Genomic DNA, 18,128 nt, shown 5'->3' with positions numbered 1-18,128 from the left:
TACATGCACAGACCATTATTTTAGGTTATAATTTACTGTGGAGTATTAATACGGATAAGCATAATGTATAGATTATACTTAGGGGAGGCTTCTTCCGTACATGAAATTAAGGGGGGTCATGATTTGTCACTGCTTCATTTGGCAATAATTTCACCATTTTTATTTGCCATTATCATACCAATTTTGTACAAGCTCTTTAGGCAAGTACATACGGGTTGGTTTGTCTTGCCATTGCCAATCCTATTGTTCAGTTATTTTATTTCTTTTATCTCCTCGACTTCTAATCAGGAGATAATAACTGAATCTGTCCCATGGATCCCTGCTCTTGGTGTTGATTTCATCGCCAAAGTAGATGGGTTAGGCCTATTATTTGCCTTGTTAATAACAGGCATCGGTTCATTAGTCGTATTATATTCGATCTACTATCTATCCAAGGATAAAGAAAAGTTAAATACATTTTATGTATATTTATTACTTTTCATGGGTGCAATGCTTGGCGTTGTCTTATCAGATAACTTAATCGTATTGTATACATTCTGGGAATTTACAAGCTTCTCATCCTTTTTATTAATTGGGTATTGGTATGATCGAGAGAAATCACGGTATGGTGCACAGAAATCAATGCTGATTACCGTATTAGGCGGATTATCTATGCTTGGTGGGATTATCCTTCTCTATATTATGACTGGTACGTTCAATATTTCAGAAATCATTGAACAGGCAGCGGCTATTTCCGTTGACCCATTATTCATTCCAGCACTCATCTGTATTTTATTAGGTGCTTTTACAAAGTCAGCACAATTTCCTTTTCACATCTGGCTTCCAGATGCGATGGAAGCGCCTACACCTGTTAGCGCATACTTGCACTCCGCTACAATGGTTAAGGCTGGGATTTATTTAGTTGCTCGAATGACACCCGTTTTTGCAAGTGAAGGATTATGGGTTTGGCTTATTGCTGGTTTTGGGATAGTCACTTTATTCTGGGGCTCATTTAATGCAGTGAAGCAGACAGACTTAAAGGCTATTCTTGCCTTTTCAACGATTAGTCAGCTTGGGATGATTATGTCGCTCTTAGGACTCGGAGCTGCCGCACTTCACTATGATGACATTGAAAGTAGTTTTTTCGGGGCAGCAACAACAGCAGCTGTCTTCCACTTATTTAACCATGCCACATTTAAAGGAAGTCTCTTCATGGTTGCCGGAATTGTCGATCATGAAACAGGGACAAGGGATATTCGAAAGCTCGGCGGTTTAATGAATTTCATGCCGATTACCTTTACTTTGGCGATCATCGGCACATTCTCAATGGCTGGTTTGCCGCCATTTAATGGATTCCTAAGTAAGGAAATGTTCTTTACGGGAATGGTTCGTGTATTAGAATTAAATATTTTCAACTTTGAAACATGGGGAATGCTCTTCCCTGTCATTGCCTGGATCGCAAGTGTATTCACATTCCTATATAGCATGATCCTTGTTTTCAAAACGTTTACTGGCAAATACAAACCAGAACAATTAGAGAAGAAGCCACATGAAGCACCAATTGGGATGTTAATTTCACCCATTATTCTAGCTTCACTTGTAATTATTATTGGGTTCTTCCCAAATATTCTATCGAATACGATTATTTCACCTGCTTTAGAGTCTATTCTGCCAAATAATACGATTGATGTTCATATTAGCTTTTGGCATGGGCCAACGCCTGAATTATTCATGACAATTGGTGTAATTGCCCTAGGTATTTTACTTTTCCTTACCTTGCCAAAATGGAGAAAAGTATATGATCTTTTCCCAACGAAATTAACATTAAATCGTTTGTATGATGGCGGCTTAGCATTTACACAAAAGGCTGCTAACAAAATAACAAAAACATATATGAATGGATCGATCCGTTCTTATCTCGTCTATATTTTTGCCTTTTTCATTGTGATTCTTGGAACAACACTTGCTGTAAAAAATGCGTTCAAATTGGATACAAGCAATGTTTCATCGATTGGCTTTTATGAAATCTTGCTCGCCTTAGCGATCATGATTGGCTCCATTAGCATTTTATTTGTCAAATCAAGAATGACAGCGATTATCCTGCTTGGTTCAGTTGGTTACACGGTTTCATTGTTCTATGTACTTTTCCGGGCTCCGGATCTAGCGCTAACGCAGCTTGTCATTGAAACGATTTCTGTTGCGTTATTCCTTTTGTGCTTCTATCACCTGCCGAAGGAATTGAACAAAGAGAGAATGTCATTCAAACTGACAAATGCGATCATTTCTATTGGTGTTGGTGCAATGGTGACATTAATTGCTCTTTCTGCACACAGCAATAAATTATTCGATTCCATTGCTGAATATTATATTGAAAACACATACACAGAAGCAGCTGGTAAAAACATGGTCAACGTCATTCTTGTTGATTTCCGTGGATTTGATACATTGTTTGAAATTACCGTTCTCACGATCGCTGCATTAGGAATTTTTGCAATGATAAAATTGCGGATGGGGGGAGGAAAGAAAAATGAAAACAAATGATCTCATCCTACAAACAACAACAAAAGTCGTCTTGTTCATCATTATTCTTTTCTCCGTTTATATCTTTTTTGCAGGTCATTATACACCGGGAGGCGGCTTTGTCGGTGGATTGCTTACATCAGGGGCCATAATTTTGCTCACTTTGGCCTTTGATATGAAGACAGTGAAACAAATATTGCCATTTAATTATATTTATATGGCAGCAACAGGCTTACTGTTTGCAGGTGGCACAGCAGCAGGATCTTTATTATTTAATGTGCCATTCCTTACTCATGCTTTCGGAGATGTAAATATTCCCATATTAGGTGAGACTGCCCTTCATACGGCTACATTATTTGATCTTGGGGTTTTCTTAGTTGTTGTTGGTGTAACAATGACCATTATTCAAACGATTGGGGTGGATGAATAATGGAAATCGTAATGGCTATTGTGATCGGTGTATTATTCATGTCAGCCACTTATTTAATGCTTTCAAAAAGTTTATTGAGGATCATTATTGGAACAGGGTTATTAAGTCATGGTGCTCATCTTCTAATATTGACAATGGGTGGCTTGAAGAGAGGGACGGTCCCGCTCCTTGGTGAAGAAGCAAGTGCATACACAGACCCTATTCCACAAGCCTTAATATTGACTGCAATTGTTATTAGCTTTGGTGTCACAGCTTTCTTCTTAGTACTAGCCTACCGGGCATTTAAAGAACTTGGCACGGATAATACTGAAAGATTGAGAGGAAATGAAGGAAATGATTAACTTTTTGATATTGCCGTTGCTGATCCCATTTCTTACAGCCATCCTTTTAATCTTCTGTTCAAAAAACGTTGTCTTACAGCGGTGGGTGGCTGGAATTTCGGCCTTTATAAATGTGGCTGTTGCGTTTCTACTTGTACAGAAAGTAAGAAATAATGGAATCCAAACATTAAATCTTTCAAGCTGGGAAGCACCTTTCGGAATTACACTTGTATCAGATATGCTTTCTGCTTTACTTGTACTAACAACAACCATCATTGCTTTTGCATGTGTAATTTATTCCTTCAAATCCATTGGAATCGAGCGGGAGAAGTATTTTTATTATCCTGCATTGAATTTCATGATTGTAGGGGTGATTGGCGCATTCTCAACAGGTGATATTTTCAACCTGTTTGTATTCTTTGAAGTATTACTTATGTCCTCCTATGTATTGCTTGTGCTTGGTGGGACGAAAATTCAATTGCGTGAAACAATTAAGTATATATTAGTCAATGTCATTTCATCTGCCTTATTTGTTATTGCCGTTGCTTATTTATATTCAGTTGTTGGCACATTGAATATGGCCCATATTTCAGTACGGTTAAGTGAACTTGGCCAATCTGGAATTATTACTGTTATTGCTGTCCTGTTTCTAATCATTTTTGGATTGAAAGGCGGTATTTTCCCGTTATACTTCTGGCTACCTGGTTCGTACTATGCTCCACCAGCACCAGTGATGGCTTTATTCGGCGCATTGCTGACAAAGGTCGGAGTATATGCCATTATGAGGACATACACATTGTTTTTCATCCATGATACAGGATACACACACCAGCTTCTAATGATTCTTTCGATTATTACCATTATCGTTGGGGTGGTTGGTGCAATTGCTTTCTCTGATATTAAAAAAATTATTATTTACAATATTATTGTTGCTATTGGGGTTATCCTTTTTGGAGTATCAGTAATGACACCTGATTCCCTAGCTGGTTCAATCTTCTACTTGATCCACGATATGATTATTAAATCAGGATTGTTCTTATTAATTGGCATTATCATTGCCATTACAGGAACTAGTCATTTGCGAAAGTTTAGCGGATTGATCAAACGCTATCCTGGACTTGGGTGGACGTTCTTTATCGCTGCACTCGTTCTTGCGGGAATTCCTCCATTTAGCGGATTTGTGGGGAAAGTCCTTATTGTTAAGGGAGGATTCGAATCTGAACATTATTGGGGTGGAGCCATCATCTTAGGCTCAAGCCTTCTTGTGCTCTTTTCAGTGATGAAAATCTTTATTAATGGATTTTGGGGAACTCCACAAAATTTCGCTGGCGAAAGCAAAGTACCCGTTAGAAAGCTATTAATTGCACCCATTATTCTTGTAACGATATCCGTCTTATATGGAGCTGGTTCCGAATTTATCTTCCCTTATATCTTACAGGCTGCAGAAACACTTGCTAATCCAAGTATTTATATCGATGCAGTCTTAAAGGAGTGGTGAGTATGGCATTTCAAATCTTATTAAATGTGTTTCTCGGTTTTTTATGGATGTTTTTCACACTGTCATACGAGCCAGTTGCTTTTATAAAAGGGTATTTACTAGGGATGCTCATTCTCTTTTCATTTAGAAGATTTTTCGGCACACGATTTTATCTTGGGAGAGTCATTGCGATCATTTCTCTCTTGCTCCTTTTTATAAAAGAGTTGATTCTATCAAATTTAAGCGTTCTAAAGCTTGTATTAAAGCCAAAGCTCGATATTAAACCCGGCATCTTTGCACTGCCAACTGTGTTAGAAAAGGATTGGGAGATTACCATTCTTGCCAACTTGATTACATTAACACCAGGAACACTTGTCGTAGATTTATCAGATGATAATAAAATTCTTTATATCCATACCATTGATATGGATGATGCACAGGAAGCGATAGATTCCATTAAAAATACATTCGAAAAAGCGATCATGGAGGTGAGCCGATAATGATTCTATTAGCAGTTAAGATTGCTATCCTATGCATGTCGGTCGCCATTCTCGGTTTATTATATCGAGTGCTTAAAGGGCCTTCAGTCCCTGATCGAATTGTTGCGTTAGATGCGATTGGAATTAATCTTGTAGCTATTGTAGCGCTTACAGCCATTTTCTTAAATACGAGTGCGTTTCTAGAGGTTATTTTGCTCATAGGGATTCTTTCTTTCATTGGGACAGTAGCCTTCTCCAAATATTTGGAAAAAGGGGTTGTTCTTGAACGTGATCGAGATTATTAGAATTCTTATCGTCCTATTCATCCTTATTGGCGGATTCCTCAGCCTTGTTGCTGCATTCGGCGTCCTTCGTCTACCTGACGTATATACAAGGAATCATGCCGCATCAAAAGCTGCAACATTAGGTGTCCTATCTGTTTTACTCGGTACCTTCCTCTATTTTTATGTGGAAGAAGGCCATTTTAACTCTCGTGTCATTCTCGGTATTGTCTTTATCTTTGTTACCTCACCAGTAGCTGGTCACTTGATTAGTCGTGCAGCATACAACTCAGGTGTCAAGCTTTGGAGCAATAGTGTACAGGATGACTTGAAGAGAAAGAAAAGCAAGCAGAAATAAACAGAAAGGACTGATCACGATGGATCAGTCCTTTTCTTTATTTCCTCTTAATTACCGCCATCGTACATCTTGACACACAAATCAGCTTATCTTGTTCATCAACAAGCTTAATATCCCATACCATCGTTGTTCTTCCTTGATGAAGCACTGTACCTATTGCAGTCACCACTCCATCTTTCTTCGCCCTTATATGATTCGCATTAATTTCTAAGCCTACTACGACTTCAGTCGCTTGATCAACTAGCTCAAATGCACCGATACTAGCGACCGTTTCTGCTAATGCAACAGATGCCCCTCCATGAAGCAAGCCAAAGGGCTGCCTTGTCCGTTCATCAACAGGCATTGTTGCAACAACCTTTCCCTTCTCAAGCGTAATAATTTCAATCCCCAGTGCTTGGATAAGCGTATTTTCAATATTCATGTTCAAGCATAAATCCCCTTTTCTATTGTATTTCCTTTAACTATAACAGAATATTCTTTATAATTTGAAGAGAAAAGTGTTAAAAATACAAAACGAACGTACTTATCGATTGAGAGGAGCTATATCGTTGGATATCCGACTTGCAAAAGAAAAAGATATAAAACAATTAATTCAAATGAGATGGGATTTTACAATCGAGTATGATAAATCTGGAAAAATCGAGAAAACTTCATTTGCTGCTTTTGAAAAGGAATGCCAATCCTTTTTATTGAATGCAATGAATAATGGGCAATGGTTTATATGGGTTGCAGAGAAGAATGGAGAAATAATAGCTAATATCTATATCGAATTAATTCAAAAGGTTCCACGTCCTGGGAGAACGACCTATCCATTTGCTTATATGACAAATGTATATACCGTTAAACCATACAGGAATAAGGGAATCGGAAGTAAGTTGCTCGCAACAATTAATGAGTGGGCAAAAGAAGAGAAGTATGAATTTATTATTGTTTGGCCAAGCGAGGATAGCGTTCCATATTATCAGAGAAATGGATATGTACATAGTACAGAGCCTCTGGAATATTTCCCCTCTTAATTTTAGAAATAGCAATAAGAAAGAAACGACCCGCTTAACCGAGTCGTTATAGCTTACTCATCGAATTGTATTTATTAAGCTTCATGATCCATTTTTTTCACTACATAGTTCTTAAAAAACAGGGTATCCAAAACCATAGCCATATGGCGGGAATGGTCCGTAGAATGGCCCTGGTCCATAGAACGGTCTTGGTGGTCCGTAAAATGGACGGGGTCTTGCAATTGCCGCACCAGCAAAGCCACCTATTAAGCCCCCAAATAACCCACCGACTAAAGGACCAGCAAAAAAGAATCGTGAATCCCCTGGATATGGACTCCTTCTCATATTGTACATACGGGTAACCTCCTAATTTTTATGCCTACACTATTTCATATGCAAATTTAACGAATATGGAGTGGGCGTTTGTCCTTTGCGTTAAGAGGTTATTTACGGACGAATCTATTCTTATGTAGAAGACAGGCTTCTCCTAATCTTGTGGAGGAGAAATACAACACCGAAGGCACTAGAGCTAAATAATTTCTAACGATAAAATTCATAATAAAAAACCCCTTTGATCAATGTCAAAGGGGTGAAAATTTAACTTAATTTAATGCAGCTGCATTATCAAATGCTAGTTCGACTGTTACATAGTCGTAACCAAGATCTCTTGCTACTGCTTCATATGTAATGCTTCCGTTCACTACATTCACACCAAGCTTTAATGCAGGGTTTTCATCAATTGCACGCTTAACCCCTTTGTTTGCAATTTGTAATGCATAAGGGATTGTTACATTTGTTAAAGCAATCGTTGATGTTCTTGGCACTGCACCAGGCATGTTTGCAACAGCATAGTGTACAACTCCATGCTTTTCATATGTTGGATTATCATGTGTAGTAATATGATCAACCGTTTCAAAAATACCACCTTGGTCAACTGCAACATCAATAACAACTGATCCTGGGGACATCGTCTTAACCATTTCTTCAGATACAAGCTTTGGTGCCTTTGCTCCAGGAATAAGCACTGCCCCAACAACAAGATCACTATCTTTTACCGCTTCAGCAATATTAAATGGATTCGACATTAATGTTTGAATGCTATTTCCAAATATATCATCAAGCTGGCGAAGACGCTCAGGGCTTAAGTCAATAATTGTCACTTGAGCACCTAATCCAATAGCCATTTTTGCTGCATTAATTCCGACTACTCCACCGCCAACAATCGTTACTTTTCCGCGAGAAACGCCAGGAACACCAGCAAGCAGAATGCCTTTTCCACCATTTGTTTTTTGTAGGAACTGTGCACCAATTTGAGTTGCCATACGTCCCGCAACTTCACTCATAGGTGTTAATAAAGGCAATGTGCGGTTGACTTCAACTGTTTCATAAGCAATCGCGATAACGCCTTTCTCGATTAGTGCCTTCGCTAATTCTGGCTCAGCAGCTAAGTGTAGGTATGTAAATAATATTAGCCCTTCTCGGAAATATGTATATTCAGATGCTAATGGCTCTTTCACCTTCATAACCATTTCTGCTGCCCATGCATCTTTTGCAGAAGTAACAATTTCTGCTCCCACTTCTTTATAGTCTTCATTTGTGAAACCGCTTCCAAGACCTGCATTTGTTTCAACTAAAACCTGATGACCAGCTTTTACTAAAGTATAGACACTAGCAGGTGTTGCTGCCACACGATTCTCATTGTTTTTTATTTCCTTAGGTACTCCGATAATCATTGCTATTCCCCTTTCCTACTCACCATTTTTATATCAAAAACTAACTTAAGTATAATAAGTAGATTTGAAATAATCAACTTAATTTCCCCTTTATAAAAAATAGCAAAATAGATTGACAATCCTTACAGGCAAACGATTCATTTTTTGCACCCTTTCCTTAGAGCTTGTCTATAATATACAGAAGTTATTTATGATCACAAGGGGGGATAATCATTGGATATAAAGGAACTATTTAGCTTAAAAAACAAAACAGCGATCATAACTGGGGGAGGCAAAGGCCTCGGTGCGCAAATGGCCATCGCACTTGCTGAAGCAGGAGCAAATATTGTCGTGTGCTCTAGAAATCTTGAAGCATGCGAAACTTTTTGTAAGCAGCTAAACGAAAATGGGGTAAAGGCAATGGCCATACGATGTGATGTAACGAATCAAGAGGATATTCAACAAGTCATTGATAAAACTGTTCAGCAATTTGGCACAATCGATATCCTTATCAATAATAGTGGAACCTCTTGGATTGCTCCTACATTGGACTTGCCAGAAGATAAATGGGATAAGGTAATGAACGTAAATCTAAAAGGCATGTTCTTATTTTCACAGGCTGCTGGAAAAATCATGGCAAAGCAAGGCAGCGGAAAGATCATTAATATTTCTTCAGTAACAGGTATAAAAGGCACAAATCCAGCATTTTTAGACGCCATTGCCTATAACACTAGCAAAGGTGCTGTTAATTCATTAACAAAAGATCTTGCAATTAAGCTTGCTGCACACCATATACAAGTAAATGCAATCGCTCCTGGCTTCTTTCCTAGTAAAATAACAACAGCCTTCGAGCGCACGAATCAGATCATCTTGAGTAGAATTCCTGCTGGCCGCTTTGGAACGGATGACGACCTAAAAGGCGCAGCCCTATTCCTTGCCTCAAGAGCATCTGACTATATGACAGGACAAGTACTCATTATTGATGGTGGATTAATTTCATCGATTTAATTTAGAAAGGAGAGTGTACAATATGATGACAAATCACACAGAAGGAATTCTGAATGTAGTTAAAAATTTAGGTACGAAAGTAGAATACGAATTAAATGAATCGATTTTAGGATTGATGAATCAACCTAGAGTCCTGAGATCTGTAAATAACCAATCACAAATTTTCGCTTCCACAATTAAGAGACTACAGCAAACAGTTGAATCCCTATCCATTCCCTTCAATTTCCCAACAAAAAACGATGTCACTAATACAACGAAACGATTTATCCAGGCAGAAGAAAAACTTGATTTATTAGAAGAACGAGTCATCCATTTAAATCATTCGATTGATGATTTAAAAGACACAATAACGGCCTCTTCATATAGAACTGGAGAAAATTAAAATGAATAAATGGACTGGCTTTCTAAAGGCAATTACTACTACCGAGGATCCTATGGTTGGAATGACACCTCGTAATCCAGTATGGAAGAAAAACAAGGCAACCTTATGGCATTATCCTCCAAAGGAAAAGAAATACAATATCCCGATCTTTATGATTTATTCACTCATTAATCAGCCATTTATTCTTGATCTCGGTCCAAAATATAGCCTAATTGAAGCATTAACCAATAGTGGCTATGATGTATACCTTCTAGACTTTGGAATTCCAAGCTATGAAGACAAAGATCTAACGATGGATGATTATATCCTACGTTATATAAAAAAAGGGGTACAAAGAGCTTTGCTCCATTCTAAAGCAGAGGAAATCTCACTCCTTGGCTTTTGTATGGGGGGCACCTTTGCAGCTATCTACGCATCCATTGCAGAAGAGCCAATAAAGAATCTCATCCTTTCCGTTGCACCTGTTGACTTTTCTACATTCTCTGTATTGGAGAATGGAATCGATCTCCTCCGGGAAGGTGAAATCCATCTTGAACCATTACTTGATGCATGGGGCCTCATACCCGCTCGCTCGATGAAGAGCGGAATTCGTCTAGTATCTGCTCCCATTTACTATTCTCATTATTTATCATTATTAAGTCATGCAGACGATGAGGAAAAAAACTTGAAATGGCGACGCTACAACCATTGGGCGAAGAGCCATATTCCATTCCCTGCGGCAACCTTGAAGCAAATGATGAATGACCTCGGAAAAGATAATAAACTAATCAAAGGGCAATTAATCATTGGAAACAAACAAGCAAAACTGGATAATATTCATGCCAATTTACTAGCTGTAGGTGCTACCTATGATCGTCTAGTCCCTAAGGAACAAATCCTTCCTATAACCGATCATGTTTCAAGCATTGATAAAACCTTCCATATGCTTAAAGGTGGGCATGGCAGCCTAGCAAAAGACGGCAAGGCTCCTAGCTATCTTACTAATTGGCTTTCCATCCGCTCCAATCCGATTTTATAGAATGACGATAATGGTTGACTTTTCTTTCCCCTACTGAAATTACATGGATCAGATGGGGAAAGCATTTTTTTTGAGAAAGGAGAGAATCGGGATGTTTTACTTATACAATCCAATGATGCCCATTACAACAAATATCACTATTCATAGTTATCTCGGATTTGCAACCATCGTATTTAAAGACTTCTTCCATTTTGAATAAGAAAAGCGGAGGCGACTGTTTTGACCCGACAAGCACAAGACGAGCTGGATAGAAGGTTGCCCTTTAACCTTCTAGCCAGATTGGCTTGTGACCTCGAGGGGCAAGGAGCCGGAGCTAGACAATAGAAAAGCGGAGGCGACTGTTCTGACCCGACAAGCACTGACTGAATTAGCTATACACTCAGAACTTTGTTGGAAATTCACTTTCTTTGCCGAATCAAAACTTCTTTTGTCAGACAGGAAGGAATCCTTAATTCCAGGGAGAATCCAATCATTAAATAAGCTAGCTAAGGGTGTTATACACTCTTAGCTTTTAATTAAGGAGGATTCAGGATGAATACAAGTGCAGTAGCCAAGTTACTAGGCGTTTCATCAAGCACAATCCAACGTTGGGTGAAGCTGCTGGAGCTCCATATGGAACGGAATGAGCTTGGACATTATTCATTTACAGATGAGGATATCCAATTGCTTAAAGAAGTAAAAGAACAACTAAACACAGGGGTCCTGCTACAGGATGTAACGGTAGAAAAGAGAAAAATCCGCAAAGGAGCAGCAAAGATAGCTGCGAATGATCAGCTCACAGCCAGACTAATGGAAAAAATAAATCATATTGAACTAAGATTAAATCAGAAGGCTGATGACGTTGTATCCTATCAGCTTTTACAGCATCGGAGGGAAATTGAAGAGATTCAACAAGAAATCAAAAACTTACACGCCCATATAAACCAACTAGAAGAGGGACAGAAAGGATTGAATCAAAACATCCCTACAGAGAACTTACATTTTATTGATCAAGAAACACCAAAAAAGAAAATGAAAAGAAAAAATCTCATTGCTTCCTTATTCAGTTTTTAAGCATTTCTACACATACTGAAGTACTTCTCGAACCCTACTAAAAAAAAGCAGCTCCTATGAAAAGTAGCTGCTCATCTATTTATAAAATCATTGCGGCCAGCCATCCAAATAGGATGAGTGGAATATTGTAATGTATAAATGTTGGGACACATGTATCCCAAATATGATTATGCTGGCCGTCCACATTGAGACCTGCTGTTGGCCCTAACGTACTATCAGAAGCTGGAGAACCTGCATCGCCAAGTGCGGCTGCCGTTCCTACAAGTGAAATGGTTGCAAGTGGGCTAAAGCCAAGCTCAAGGCATAGTGGAACAAATATCGTTGCAATGATTGGAATCGTTGAAAAGGAAGAACCAATTCCCATCGTAACTAAAAGGCCAACAACAAGCATAAGGAATGCGGCAAGTGCTTTATTTCCACCAATAATTAATGCCGCTTGCTCCACAAGTGCTTCTACATCACCTGTTTCCTTTAATACATCTGAGAAACCGAAAGCTGCCAGCATTACGAACCCGATGAATGCCATCATTTTCATCCCATCTGTCAAAAGCTGATCTGCTTCTTTCCATTTTACAGTGCCACTTGCATAAATAACGAAGATCCCTGCTATTGCACCAAAAATCATTGAATCCAGCTTAATTTGAACGATAAGTGCAGCTACAATGGCAATGAATGCAAAGAGTACACCAACTTTCGTGTATTGACCCTTTTCCATTTCAATACGCTCATTTCGCTGATAGCTTCTCTTTTTTCGATAAGAAATAAAAATCGCAATAGCTAACCCAACGACAAGCCCAGCTGTTGGAATCAGCATAGCCCTTGGAATATCACTCGCATCAACAACTAATCCACTACTTGTCATATTATCTGCTAGAATCCCGTGGAATATTTTACCGAAGCCAACTGGAAGTAAAATATATGGAGCAGTTAAGCCAAATGTGAGAACGGAAGCAATCAATCGCCTGTCCATTTCGAGCTCATTCATGACGATAAGCAGCGGTGGAATGAGAATGGGAATAAATGCGATATGAATGGGAATCAGATTTTGTGAGAAACAAGCCATAATTAGAATAAATAGGATAATTAGTGCTTTAGAGAGTGTCTTCCCCTTCGATTCTCCATTTTTTGCAACCTTATTTAGAATCCATTCAACAAGTAAATTAGGTAGCCCAGTTTTGGAAATAGCAATGGCAAATCCACCTAATAAAGCGTAACTTAATGCCACTTCCGCACTGCCTCCCAGCCCATTAGAAAAAACCTCGATTGTTCGATTCATCCCTAATCCGCCAGTTAAGCCGCCTACCATCGCACCAACAATCAATGAAATGACAACATTAACACGAAGAAGACTTAATATAAGCATAATGAGAACTGCTAATAAAACTGCATTCATGATGGATATCCTCTCTTTCCTTTTCCTTTATCTCGCTAAATTGGTAGAGAACTAAAATATGAATATAAAACTATCATAAATTACATTCCTCTGTCAATTCATTTTTAGTAAAAAAATATCTTAAGAGGATTTAGATTGCTAGCACTCCTATTTTTGTACAGAACAATAGCGCAGGCGCCTAAGGCCTCGCCGTACAAACTGGATAACTGCCCCTTTCGATAAAGGAAACACGGTGAGCGTGAGCGAAACGATGTTGACGCAATCGTTGCGGAGCAGTACTGAAGCTTGATAGGCGATAGGCGCTGGAGCTGGTCGTAGACTAAAACTACTCATAATGTTATACACAACGTGCGATTTTATAGTACGATAGACAGTAAAAAAGCTCCAGAACATGTCTGGAGCTTCTCTATTATTTCGATTCTAGTTCAAATCTTTCAACAAGGAGGGCAAGTGTACGAACCATTACACCTGTTGCACCTGAAGGGCCAAGGTCGTGTTCCTTGCGTGTAGTAGATGTCCCTGCGATATCCAAGTGTACCCAAGGAGTATCTTCGGCAAATTCACCAACAAAGGCCCCACCCATAATTGCATGGCCTTCGCGTCCTGGAGAATTATTTAAATCAGCAATTTTGCTGTTTCTCACTCGTTGTTTGTCTTTTTCAAATAATGGAAGACGCCAGATTGGTTCACCAGCCTCATAAGATGCCTCAAGGACTTGTTCCCAAAGCGCTTCATTATTCGTTAATGCCCCTGTTGTTTCCATGCCAAGTGCAACGATTACACCGCCAGTTAATGTGGCAACATCCACTAAGTAGTTCGCGCCATGATGCTTTGCATATGTAACTGCATCCGCGAGCACAAGACGACCCTCTGCATCTGTATTCAATACTTCAATTGTTTTGCCGCTCATTGACGTAATGACATCATCTGGTTTAAATGCATTTCCACTAATCATATTATCAGTTGATGGAATAACAGCAACGACATTTTGTTCAGGTCTTAATTCACCGATCACCTCCATTGCCCCTAGAACAGCTGCTGCTCCGCCCATATCTGATTTCATGCCAACAAGGCCGTCTTTTGTTTTAATCGAATAGCCGCCAGTATCAAAGGTAATTCCTTTACCTACTAGACCAATGACATCTTTCCATTCATCTTTGCCTTGATATTTCAGCACAATCATTTTGGGAGGTTCAGTTGACCCTTGGTTGACTGCAAGCAAAGCACCCATGCCAAGCTTGAGCATGTCCTCTTTTTCAAGAACTTCCACTTCAAAATCATATTTTGCGGCTAGTTCCTTCGCATAATTAGCCATATCTGTAGCTGTCAGCATGTTTCCTGGCAGATTCACAAGTGTACGAGCTGCGTTTGTTCCTTTTCCGTGTGTATAGCCAACTGTTAATGATGCTTTAATTTCTTCTCCATCCTCAGCACTACTATATACAGTCATGCTTTCAATTGCTTTGATCGGCTCATTTCTCTTTTGCTTATAGCCATCAAATCGATAGGTAGATAAAGTAAATGCTTCACTAATCGCATGTGCCACATCAAGTGCATCCATATCTTCTTGAAGGAATGAATCAAGAAAGATCCCTGCTTCCGTTAACTTTGCAGCAATCGCTACTTTGAAAGTTTTTCCTAATGCTTCACGCAACCCTTCAAAGCTGTAATCCTTTTCACGGCCAAGACCAACAACCAATAATCTTTTTGCACCAATTCGACTAAATGTATGTACTTTTGAGACTGCCTTTTTCTTAGCAGAGATATCTCCACTTTTCACAAGCTCTGTCAATTGTCCTTCAAACTGCTTATCCAAATCTGCAAGAACACCTTCAAATTTATTCGGCTTATCAAATAAGCCAATTACAAGACATTCATGTTCAGTCGCATAATTCATTTCACTTTTTACTGTAAACATCGCTTCACCCCCGTTAATATTGTTTTCATTATATCTGAAATTGTTCACTATTTCGACTATCCAATCATTTTCATCAGCATGAATCATGATTTTTTTTATAAAAACAATTGCACTCTCACAAAATGTTGATTATCATCTTAACAATAGGTCTTTTTCAGCACTTATTATGAATAAGTCATTTACGCAATTTGCTCCACCACGGGTGTATTGCGATCTATAATAAAGGTGGTTTCTGAATGGAATTATTTATGAATTTCCCCCTATGGTCGGCATTATTTGCCATCTTCTTTGCCCAATTTGTTAAAGTGCCCATTTACTTTATTGCCTCTCGGAAACTTGATTGGTCACTCATTACAAGTACAGGAGGCATGCCAAGCTCCCATTCAGCCGCTGTCACCGCTCTATCAACAGGTGTTGCATTGGAAACTGGTCTAAATTCACCTATTTTTGCCGTATCCGCTATTTTTGCAATTATTACGATGTTTGATGCGACTGGCGTGCGCAGACAGGCTGGCGAACAAGCGATTGTCCTCAATCAGTTAGTATCAGAATTTAATCGATTTGTTGAGGAAGCAAAGCATTGGCAGAAAAAGCCTGAACAAGAAAAACGCAGGGAATTAAAGGAATTGCTTGGCCATAAGCCAATTGAAGTCTTCTTCGGTGGATTAACAGGTGTTCTTTTAACACTTGTACTTCATTACTTTTTACACTAGTTAAGAACAATTTATACTACTTCATAAAAGAAACAGGCAATTTCTCATAAAGAAATTGCCTGTTTTCCTATCATCTATTTTTCTTCTGACTTTGTATATTGCTGACGAAATACTTGCATCGATTCATTTTCATTCAATGTATGAAGATCTTCTTCTGTCAGTGATCCATCCCCTATTTCAACGATGTACACATCAAGTGTCTTTTTCCCCCATTTATTGTATACATCTTCAACCGTCTCATAATATAGATCCACCTTATTCCCTTTAATTGCCCCACCTTTATCCGCTACAACGCCATACCCATAACCGGGAATAAATAAGATGGTGCCAATAGGAAATACATTCAAGTCTGCTGCGACAGTCGAATATAAATCTCTTTTCACCTTTACACCAGAATATGTAATGCCAAATCCAGGGTGGTTAGGATGTTTACCTGTTGATTCATAATAGGCTGTATAACCTGTTGCGACTACTTTCTTTGCTGGATACTTCGTCCAATCAATGGCTTCCTCCAATGTTGGGGGCTCTCCAGAAACAGCTTTGCTTGAAGATATTTGCAAATCACCGCTAACTAGCCTTTTAAGAAATTTAAAAGCAACTCCTACCTTCTTAAATGTATGCTTTTGTTCTGTATGTTCATCCGCTCCTGCTACATCATTCACAAAATAAGGGACTAGTGTTCTTGCCTCTACACCAGAAATTGATTGAAAGGTCGTTAAAATTGCAGCAATAAATAAAGTTAACATGATTATTCGCCTTGTCCAGCTTTTTATTCTACTCATATATTATTTCACTCCTCCCAAGAATATTCATTTCCCAACTTTCAAAGAAATATTCATGAGAGAAATAAAAAGAAAGATAAAATCAGCCAAAAACCCTTTATTTCCAACAGTTCAGCACTATTTAAAGAATTTTTAAAAAATACATATAAAAAGACCCTGCATTATGCAGAGCCCTCTCATTAAAACATTTGATATCCCTTTTTCCGAAGAACTTTCATCGTTACACCAGCAATAATTGCACCAGCTAAACCGCTTGATAGAATAAGTACATCAGCAGTTGCCAACTGAGATAATTCATTTCCTAAACTTATAAATGAATCCTTCGTATTTGTAAAATATTCAATAAACCGAACTTTATCAATGATAAATAAGGCAATAATTGGATAAACAATAGCCATAATCCATGACATTCTTAAAAGCATATTTAAAATAAAACCGATTCCAAAAAATAATACTAAAAAAAGCAGCATTGAAATAGGCAATACGAAAATTGTCATTTCCATCTTTTTTTGTTCCTCCCTTTACACATCCTTATTTAGTTTACTGAATGTATAAAAGGGAGTCAATAAGAAAGGTACAAGTGCCTAAGGTCTCTCCGTACAAACTAAGAAGGCGTCTCCTCCTTGCGATAAAGGAAACACCATAGCGAACACAAACCGATGTTGACGCAATTGCTGCAGCGGGGACTGGAAGTTAAGATAGGCGTTAGGTGCCCGTCTATAAGAAGAACGCTTATACTTGTGCGAAGTGCGCTTCTTGGCTACCGATTTTCACTGAGGTTCCTTGTTACGGGCGACATGAACGCTTCTTAGCTACCGATTTTCACTGAAATTTCTTGTTGCGGGTGACATAAGCACTTCTTGGCTACCGTTTTTTTCTATTGATCCTTACGCTGAGGAAGTCTGTCTTATGGAGCTAAACCATTTATTATTGAATAAAAAACTCCGCTGACTTAGCGGAGTTTAACTGAGGTTATTCCTTTTTCTTGCCTGTTCCACTGCAGCAGGAACAGGTTTCTGAACCACCAAGTAATAACTGAAAATATCCTTTTCCTGAACAGTACGTACATCCATTAAATTCATATTTCTTTGTTGTCATTTTAGCCCTCTCCTTTTGTAACTGAATTTTCTGATAATATATCAAGAATTGTTTAAAAAGAAAAGGCTGAAATTCGGTGAAAAAGTAGGACTGGAAACGCATACAATCACTTCTTCCTTTTATTATCTCCCTCGTTCTCATACTTTCAGAAAAATCAATAAATATTAAAGCGCATTTCCACTTCTCAAGCGTGGAGCGATGAGTTTTATCCG

The 18,128-nt window shown here is 38.6% G+C and carries 21 protein-coding genes; 13 read left to right on the top strand and 8 right to left on the bottom strand.

Translation table 11 applies throughout. The features are described 5' to 3' along the window. The first annotated feature begins 123 nt into the window (after positions 1-123). The 7 genes from J2Z40_RS05085 to mnhG are packed head-to-tail and all read left to right on the top strand — an operon-like array spanning position 124 to position 5,844. A complete protein-coding gene (locus tag J2Z40_RS05085; protein WP_066397262.1) occupies positions 124-2,520 on the top strand; it encodes a Na+/H+ antiporter subunit A in 2,397 nt (798 codons plus the stop codon). Continuing rightward, complete coding sequence (locus J2Z40_RS05080; RefSeq protein WP_066397265.1) at positions 2,507-2,929, top strand: Na(+)/H(+) antiporter subunit B; 423 nt, start codon at positions 2,507-2,509, stop codon at positions 2,927-2,929. The genes J2Z40_RS05085 and J2Z40_RS05080 overlap by 14 nt, the downstream gene beginning before the upstream one ends. Beyond that, on the top strand, positions 2,929-3,270 hold the full coding sequence (locus tag J2Z40_RS05075; RefSeq protein WP_066397266.1) for a Na(+)/H(+) antiporter subunit C: 342 nt from the start codon (positions 2,929-2,931) through the stop codon (positions 3,268-3,270). Before J2Z40_RS05080 ends, J2Z40_RS05075 begins: the two co-directional genes overlap by 1 nt. Then, on the top strand, positions 3,263-4,747 hold the full coding sequence (locus J2Z40_RS05070; RefSeq protein ID WP_066397267.1) for a Na+/H+ antiporter subunit D: 1,485 nt from the start codon (positions 3,263-3,265) through the stop codon (positions 4,745-4,747). The genes J2Z40_RS05075 and J2Z40_RS05070 overlap by 8 nt, the downstream gene beginning before the upstream one ends. A gap of 2 nt (positions 4,748-4,749) precedes the next feature. Then, positions 4,750-5,226, top strand: a complete 477-nt coding sequence (locus J2Z40_RS05065) for a Na+/H+ antiporter subunit E (protein ID WP_066397273.1) — start codon at positions 4,750-4,752, stop codon at positions 5,224-5,226. Beyond that, positions 5,226-5,510, top strand: coding sequence for a Na(+)/H(+) antiporter subunit F1 (locus J2Z40_RS05060; protein ID WP_066397275.1), 285 nt, complete (start codon positions 5,226-5,228; stop codon positions 5,508-5,510). The genes J2Z40_RS05065 and J2Z40_RS05060 overlap by 1 nt, the downstream gene beginning before the upstream one ends. After that, complete coding sequence (mnhG, locus tag J2Z40_RS05055) at positions 5,494-5,844, top strand: monovalent cation/H(+) antiporter subunit G (protein ID WP_066397277.1); 351 nt, start codon at positions 5,494-5,496, stop codon at positions 5,842-5,844. Before J2Z40_RS05060 ends, mnhG begins: the two co-directional genes overlap by 17 nt. A 37-nt stretch (positions 5,845-5,881) precedes the next feature. Here the strand turns inward: mnhG and J2Z40_RS05050 are convergent, their stop codons facing one another. Continuing rightward, on the bottom strand, positions 5,882-6,265 hold the full coding sequence (locus tag J2Z40_RS05050) for a hotdog fold thioesterase (RefSeq protein ID WP_066399489.1): 384 nt from the start codon (positions 6,263-6,265) through the stop codon (positions 5,882-5,884). Positions 6,266-6,392: 127 nt separating this feature from the next. Between J2Z40_RS05050 and J2Z40_RS05045 the strand changes: the two genes are divergently transcribed. Then, on the top strand, positions 6,393-6,860 hold the full coding sequence (locus tag J2Z40_RS05045) for a GNAT family N-acetyltransferase (protein WP_083953954.1): 468 nt from the start codon (positions 6,393-6,395) through the stop codon (positions 6,858-6,860). A 111-nt stretch (positions 6,861-6,971) separates the two neighbouring features. Here J2Z40_RS05045 and J2Z40_RS05040 read toward each other — a convergent pair whose 3' ends face one another. Both J2Z40_RS05040 and ald read right to left on the bottom strand, forming a co-directional pair. Continuing rightward, positions 6,972-7,193: a hypothetical protein gene (locus J2Z40_RS05040; RefSeq protein ID WP_066397279.1), complete on the bottom strand. Its 222-nt coding sequence runs from the start codon at positions 7,191-7,193 to the stop codon at positions 6,972-6,974. A gap of 248 nt (positions 7,194-7,441) precedes the next feature. After that, the gene (gene ald, locus J2Z40_RS05035) at positions 7,442-8,572 is read right to left on the bottom strand and encodes an alanine dehydrogenase (protein ID WP_066397281.1); all 1,131 of its coding nucleotides are present in this window, start codon (positions 8,570-8,572) and stop codon (positions 7,442-7,444) included. Positions 8,573-8,785: 213 nt separating this feature from the next. Here ald and J2Z40_RS05030 point away from each other — a divergent pair, with 213 nt between their 5' ends. From J2Z40_RS05030 to J2Z40_RS05015, 4 genes are all read left to right on the top strand, one after another. Next, a complete protein-coding gene (locus J2Z40_RS05030; RefSeq protein WP_066397283.1) occupies positions 8,786-9,559 on the top strand; it encodes an SDR family oxidoreductase in 774 nt (257 codons plus the stop codon). Positions 9,560-9,581: 22 nt separating this feature from the next. Then, positions 9,582-9,941, top strand: coding sequence for a hypothetical protein (locus tag J2Z40_RS05025; protein ID WP_066397285.1), 360 nt, complete (start codon positions 9,582-9,584; stop codon positions 9,939-9,941). A gap of 1 nt (position 9,942) precedes the next feature. Continuing rightward, positions 9,943-10,959: an alpha/beta fold hydrolase gene (locus tag J2Z40_RS05020; RefSeq protein ID WP_066397288.1), complete on the top strand. Its 1,017-nt coding sequence runs from the start codon at positions 9,943-9,945 to the stop codon at positions 10,957-10,959. A gap of 531 nt (positions 10,960-11,490) precedes the next feature. Further along, a complete protein-coding gene (locus J2Z40_RS05015; protein ID WP_066397290.1) occupies positions 11,491-12,012 on the top strand; it encodes a MerR family transcriptional regulator in 522 nt (173 codons plus the stop codon). 79 nt (positions 12,013-12,091) lie between these two features. Here J2Z40_RS05015 and J2Z40_RS05010 read toward each other — a convergent pair whose 3' ends face one another. Both J2Z40_RS05010 and J2Z40_RS05005 read right to left on the bottom strand, forming a co-directional pair. Further along, complete coding sequence (locus J2Z40_RS05010) at positions 12,092-13,405, bottom strand: Na+/H+ antiporter family protein (RefSeq protein ID WP_066397292.1); 1,314 nt, start codon at positions 13,403-13,405, stop codon at positions 12,092-12,094. Between the two features lie 409 nt (positions 13,406-13,814). Continuing rightward, the gene (locus J2Z40_RS05005) at positions 13,815-15,323 is read right to left on the bottom strand and encodes a leucyl aminopeptidase (RefSeq protein ID WP_066397294.1); all 1,509 of its coding nucleotides are present in this window, start codon (positions 15,321-15,323) and stop codon (positions 13,815-13,817) included. A gap of 236 nt (positions 15,324-15,559) precedes the next feature. On the opposite strand from J2Z40_RS05005, the gene J2Z40_RS05000 reads away from it, so the two are divergent. Next, entirely contained in the window at positions 15,560-16,036 is a 477-nt protein-coding gene (locus tag J2Z40_RS05000; protein ID WP_066397296.1) for a divergent PAP2 family protein, read from the top strand. Between the two features lie 74 nt (positions 16,037-16,110). Here J2Z40_RS05000 and J2Z40_RS04995 read toward each other — a convergent pair whose 3' ends face one another. From J2Z40_RS04995 to J2Z40_RS04985, 3 genes are all read right to left on the bottom strand, one after another. Continuing rightward, positions 16,111-16,818, bottom strand: a complete 708-nt coding sequence (locus J2Z40_RS04995) for a 3D domain-containing protein (protein ID WP_066397298.1) — start codon at positions 16,816-16,818, stop codon at positions 16,111-16,113. A gap of 179 nt (positions 16,819-16,997) precedes the next feature. Next, entirely contained in the window at positions 16,998-17,321 is a 324-nt protein-coding gene (locus J2Z40_RS04990; RefSeq protein WP_066397299.1) for a YuiB family protein, read from the bottom strand. Positions 17,322-17,790: 469 nt separating this feature from the next. Then, the gene (locus J2Z40_RS04985) at positions 17,791-17,916 is read right to left on the bottom strand and encodes a YuiA family protein (protein ID WP_162840501.1); all 126 of its coding nucleotides are present in this window, start codon (positions 17,914-17,916) and stop codon (positions 17,791-17,793) included. Between the last annotated feature and the right edge of the window lie 212 nt (positions 17,917-18,128).

The organism is Cytobacillus eiseniae, from assembly GCF_017874625.1.
GTDB lineage: Bacteria > Bacillota > Bacilli > Bacillales > Cytobacillaceae > Cytobacillus > Cytobacillus eiseniae.
The sequence above is the reverse complement of the archived record's forward strand: the minus strand, read 5'-3'. Positions and strand labels throughout refer to the sequence as shown.

Coding starts and splice junctions, on each gene's coding strand:
- J2Z40_RS05080 (WP_066397265.1), top strand. CDS start 2,507: ATGAAAACAAATGATCTCATCCTACAAACAACAACAAAAGTCGTCTTG.
- J2Z40_RS05075 (WP_066397266.1), top strand. CDS start 2,929: ATGGAAATCGTAATGGCTATTGTGATCGGTGTATTATTCATGTCAGCC.
- J2Z40_RS05070 (WP_066397267.1), top strand. CDS start 3,263: ATGATTAACTTTTTGATATTGCCGTTGCTGATCCCATTTCTTACAGCC.
- J2Z40_RS05065 (WP_066397273.1), top strand. CDS start 4,750: ATGGCATTTCAAATCTTATTAAATGTGTTTCTCGGTTTTTTATGGATG.
- J2Z40_RS05060 (WP_066397275.1), top strand. CDS start 5,226: ATGATTCTATTAGCAGTTAAGATTGCTATCCTATGCATGTCGGTCGCC.
- J2Z40_RS05050 (WP_066399489.1), bottom strand. CDS start 6,265: ATGAATATTGAAAATACGCTTATCCAAGCACTGGGGATTGAAATTATT.
- J2Z40_RS05040 (WP_066397279.1), bottom strand. CDS start 7,193: ATGTACAATATGAGAAGGAGTCCATATCCAGGGGATTCACGATTCTTT.
- ald (WP_066397281.1), bottom strand. CDS start 8,572: ATGATTATCGGAGTACCTAAGGAAATAAAAAACAATGAGAATCGTGTG.
- J2Z40_RS05025 (WP_066397285.1), top strand. CDS start 9,582: ATGATGACAAATCACACAGAAGGAATTCTGAATGTAGTTAAAAATTTA.
- J2Z40_RS05020 (WP_066397288.1), top strand. CDS start 9,943: ATGAATAAATGGACTGGCTTTCTAAAGGCAATTACTACTACCGAGGAT.
- J2Z40_RS05015 (WP_066397290.1), top strand. CDS start 11,491: ATGAATACAAGTGCAGTAGCCAAGTTACTAGGCGTTTCATCAAGCACA.
- J2Z40_RS05010 (WP_066397292.1), bottom strand. CDS start 13,405: ATGAATGCAGTTTTATTAGCAGTTCTCATTATGCTTATATTAAGTCTT.
- J2Z40_RS05005 (WP_066397294.1), bottom strand. CDS start 15,323: ATGTTTACAGTAAAAAGTGAAATGAATTATGCGACTGAACATGAATGT.
- J2Z40_RS05000 (WP_066397296.1), top strand. CDS start 15,560: ATGGAATTATTTATGAATTTCCCCCTATGGTCGGCATTATTTGCCATC.
- J2Z40_RS04995 (WP_066397298.1), bottom strand. CDS start 16,818: ATGAGTAGAATAAAAAGCTGGACAAGGCGAATAATCATGTTAACTTTA.
- J2Z40_RS04990 (WP_066397299.1), bottom strand. CDS start 17,321: ATGGAAATGACAATTTTCGTATTGCCTATTTCAATGCTGCTTTTTTTA.
- J2Z40_RS04985 (WP_162840501.1), bottom strand. CDS start 17,916: ATGACAACAAAGAAATATGAATTTAATGGATGTACGTACTGTTCAGGA.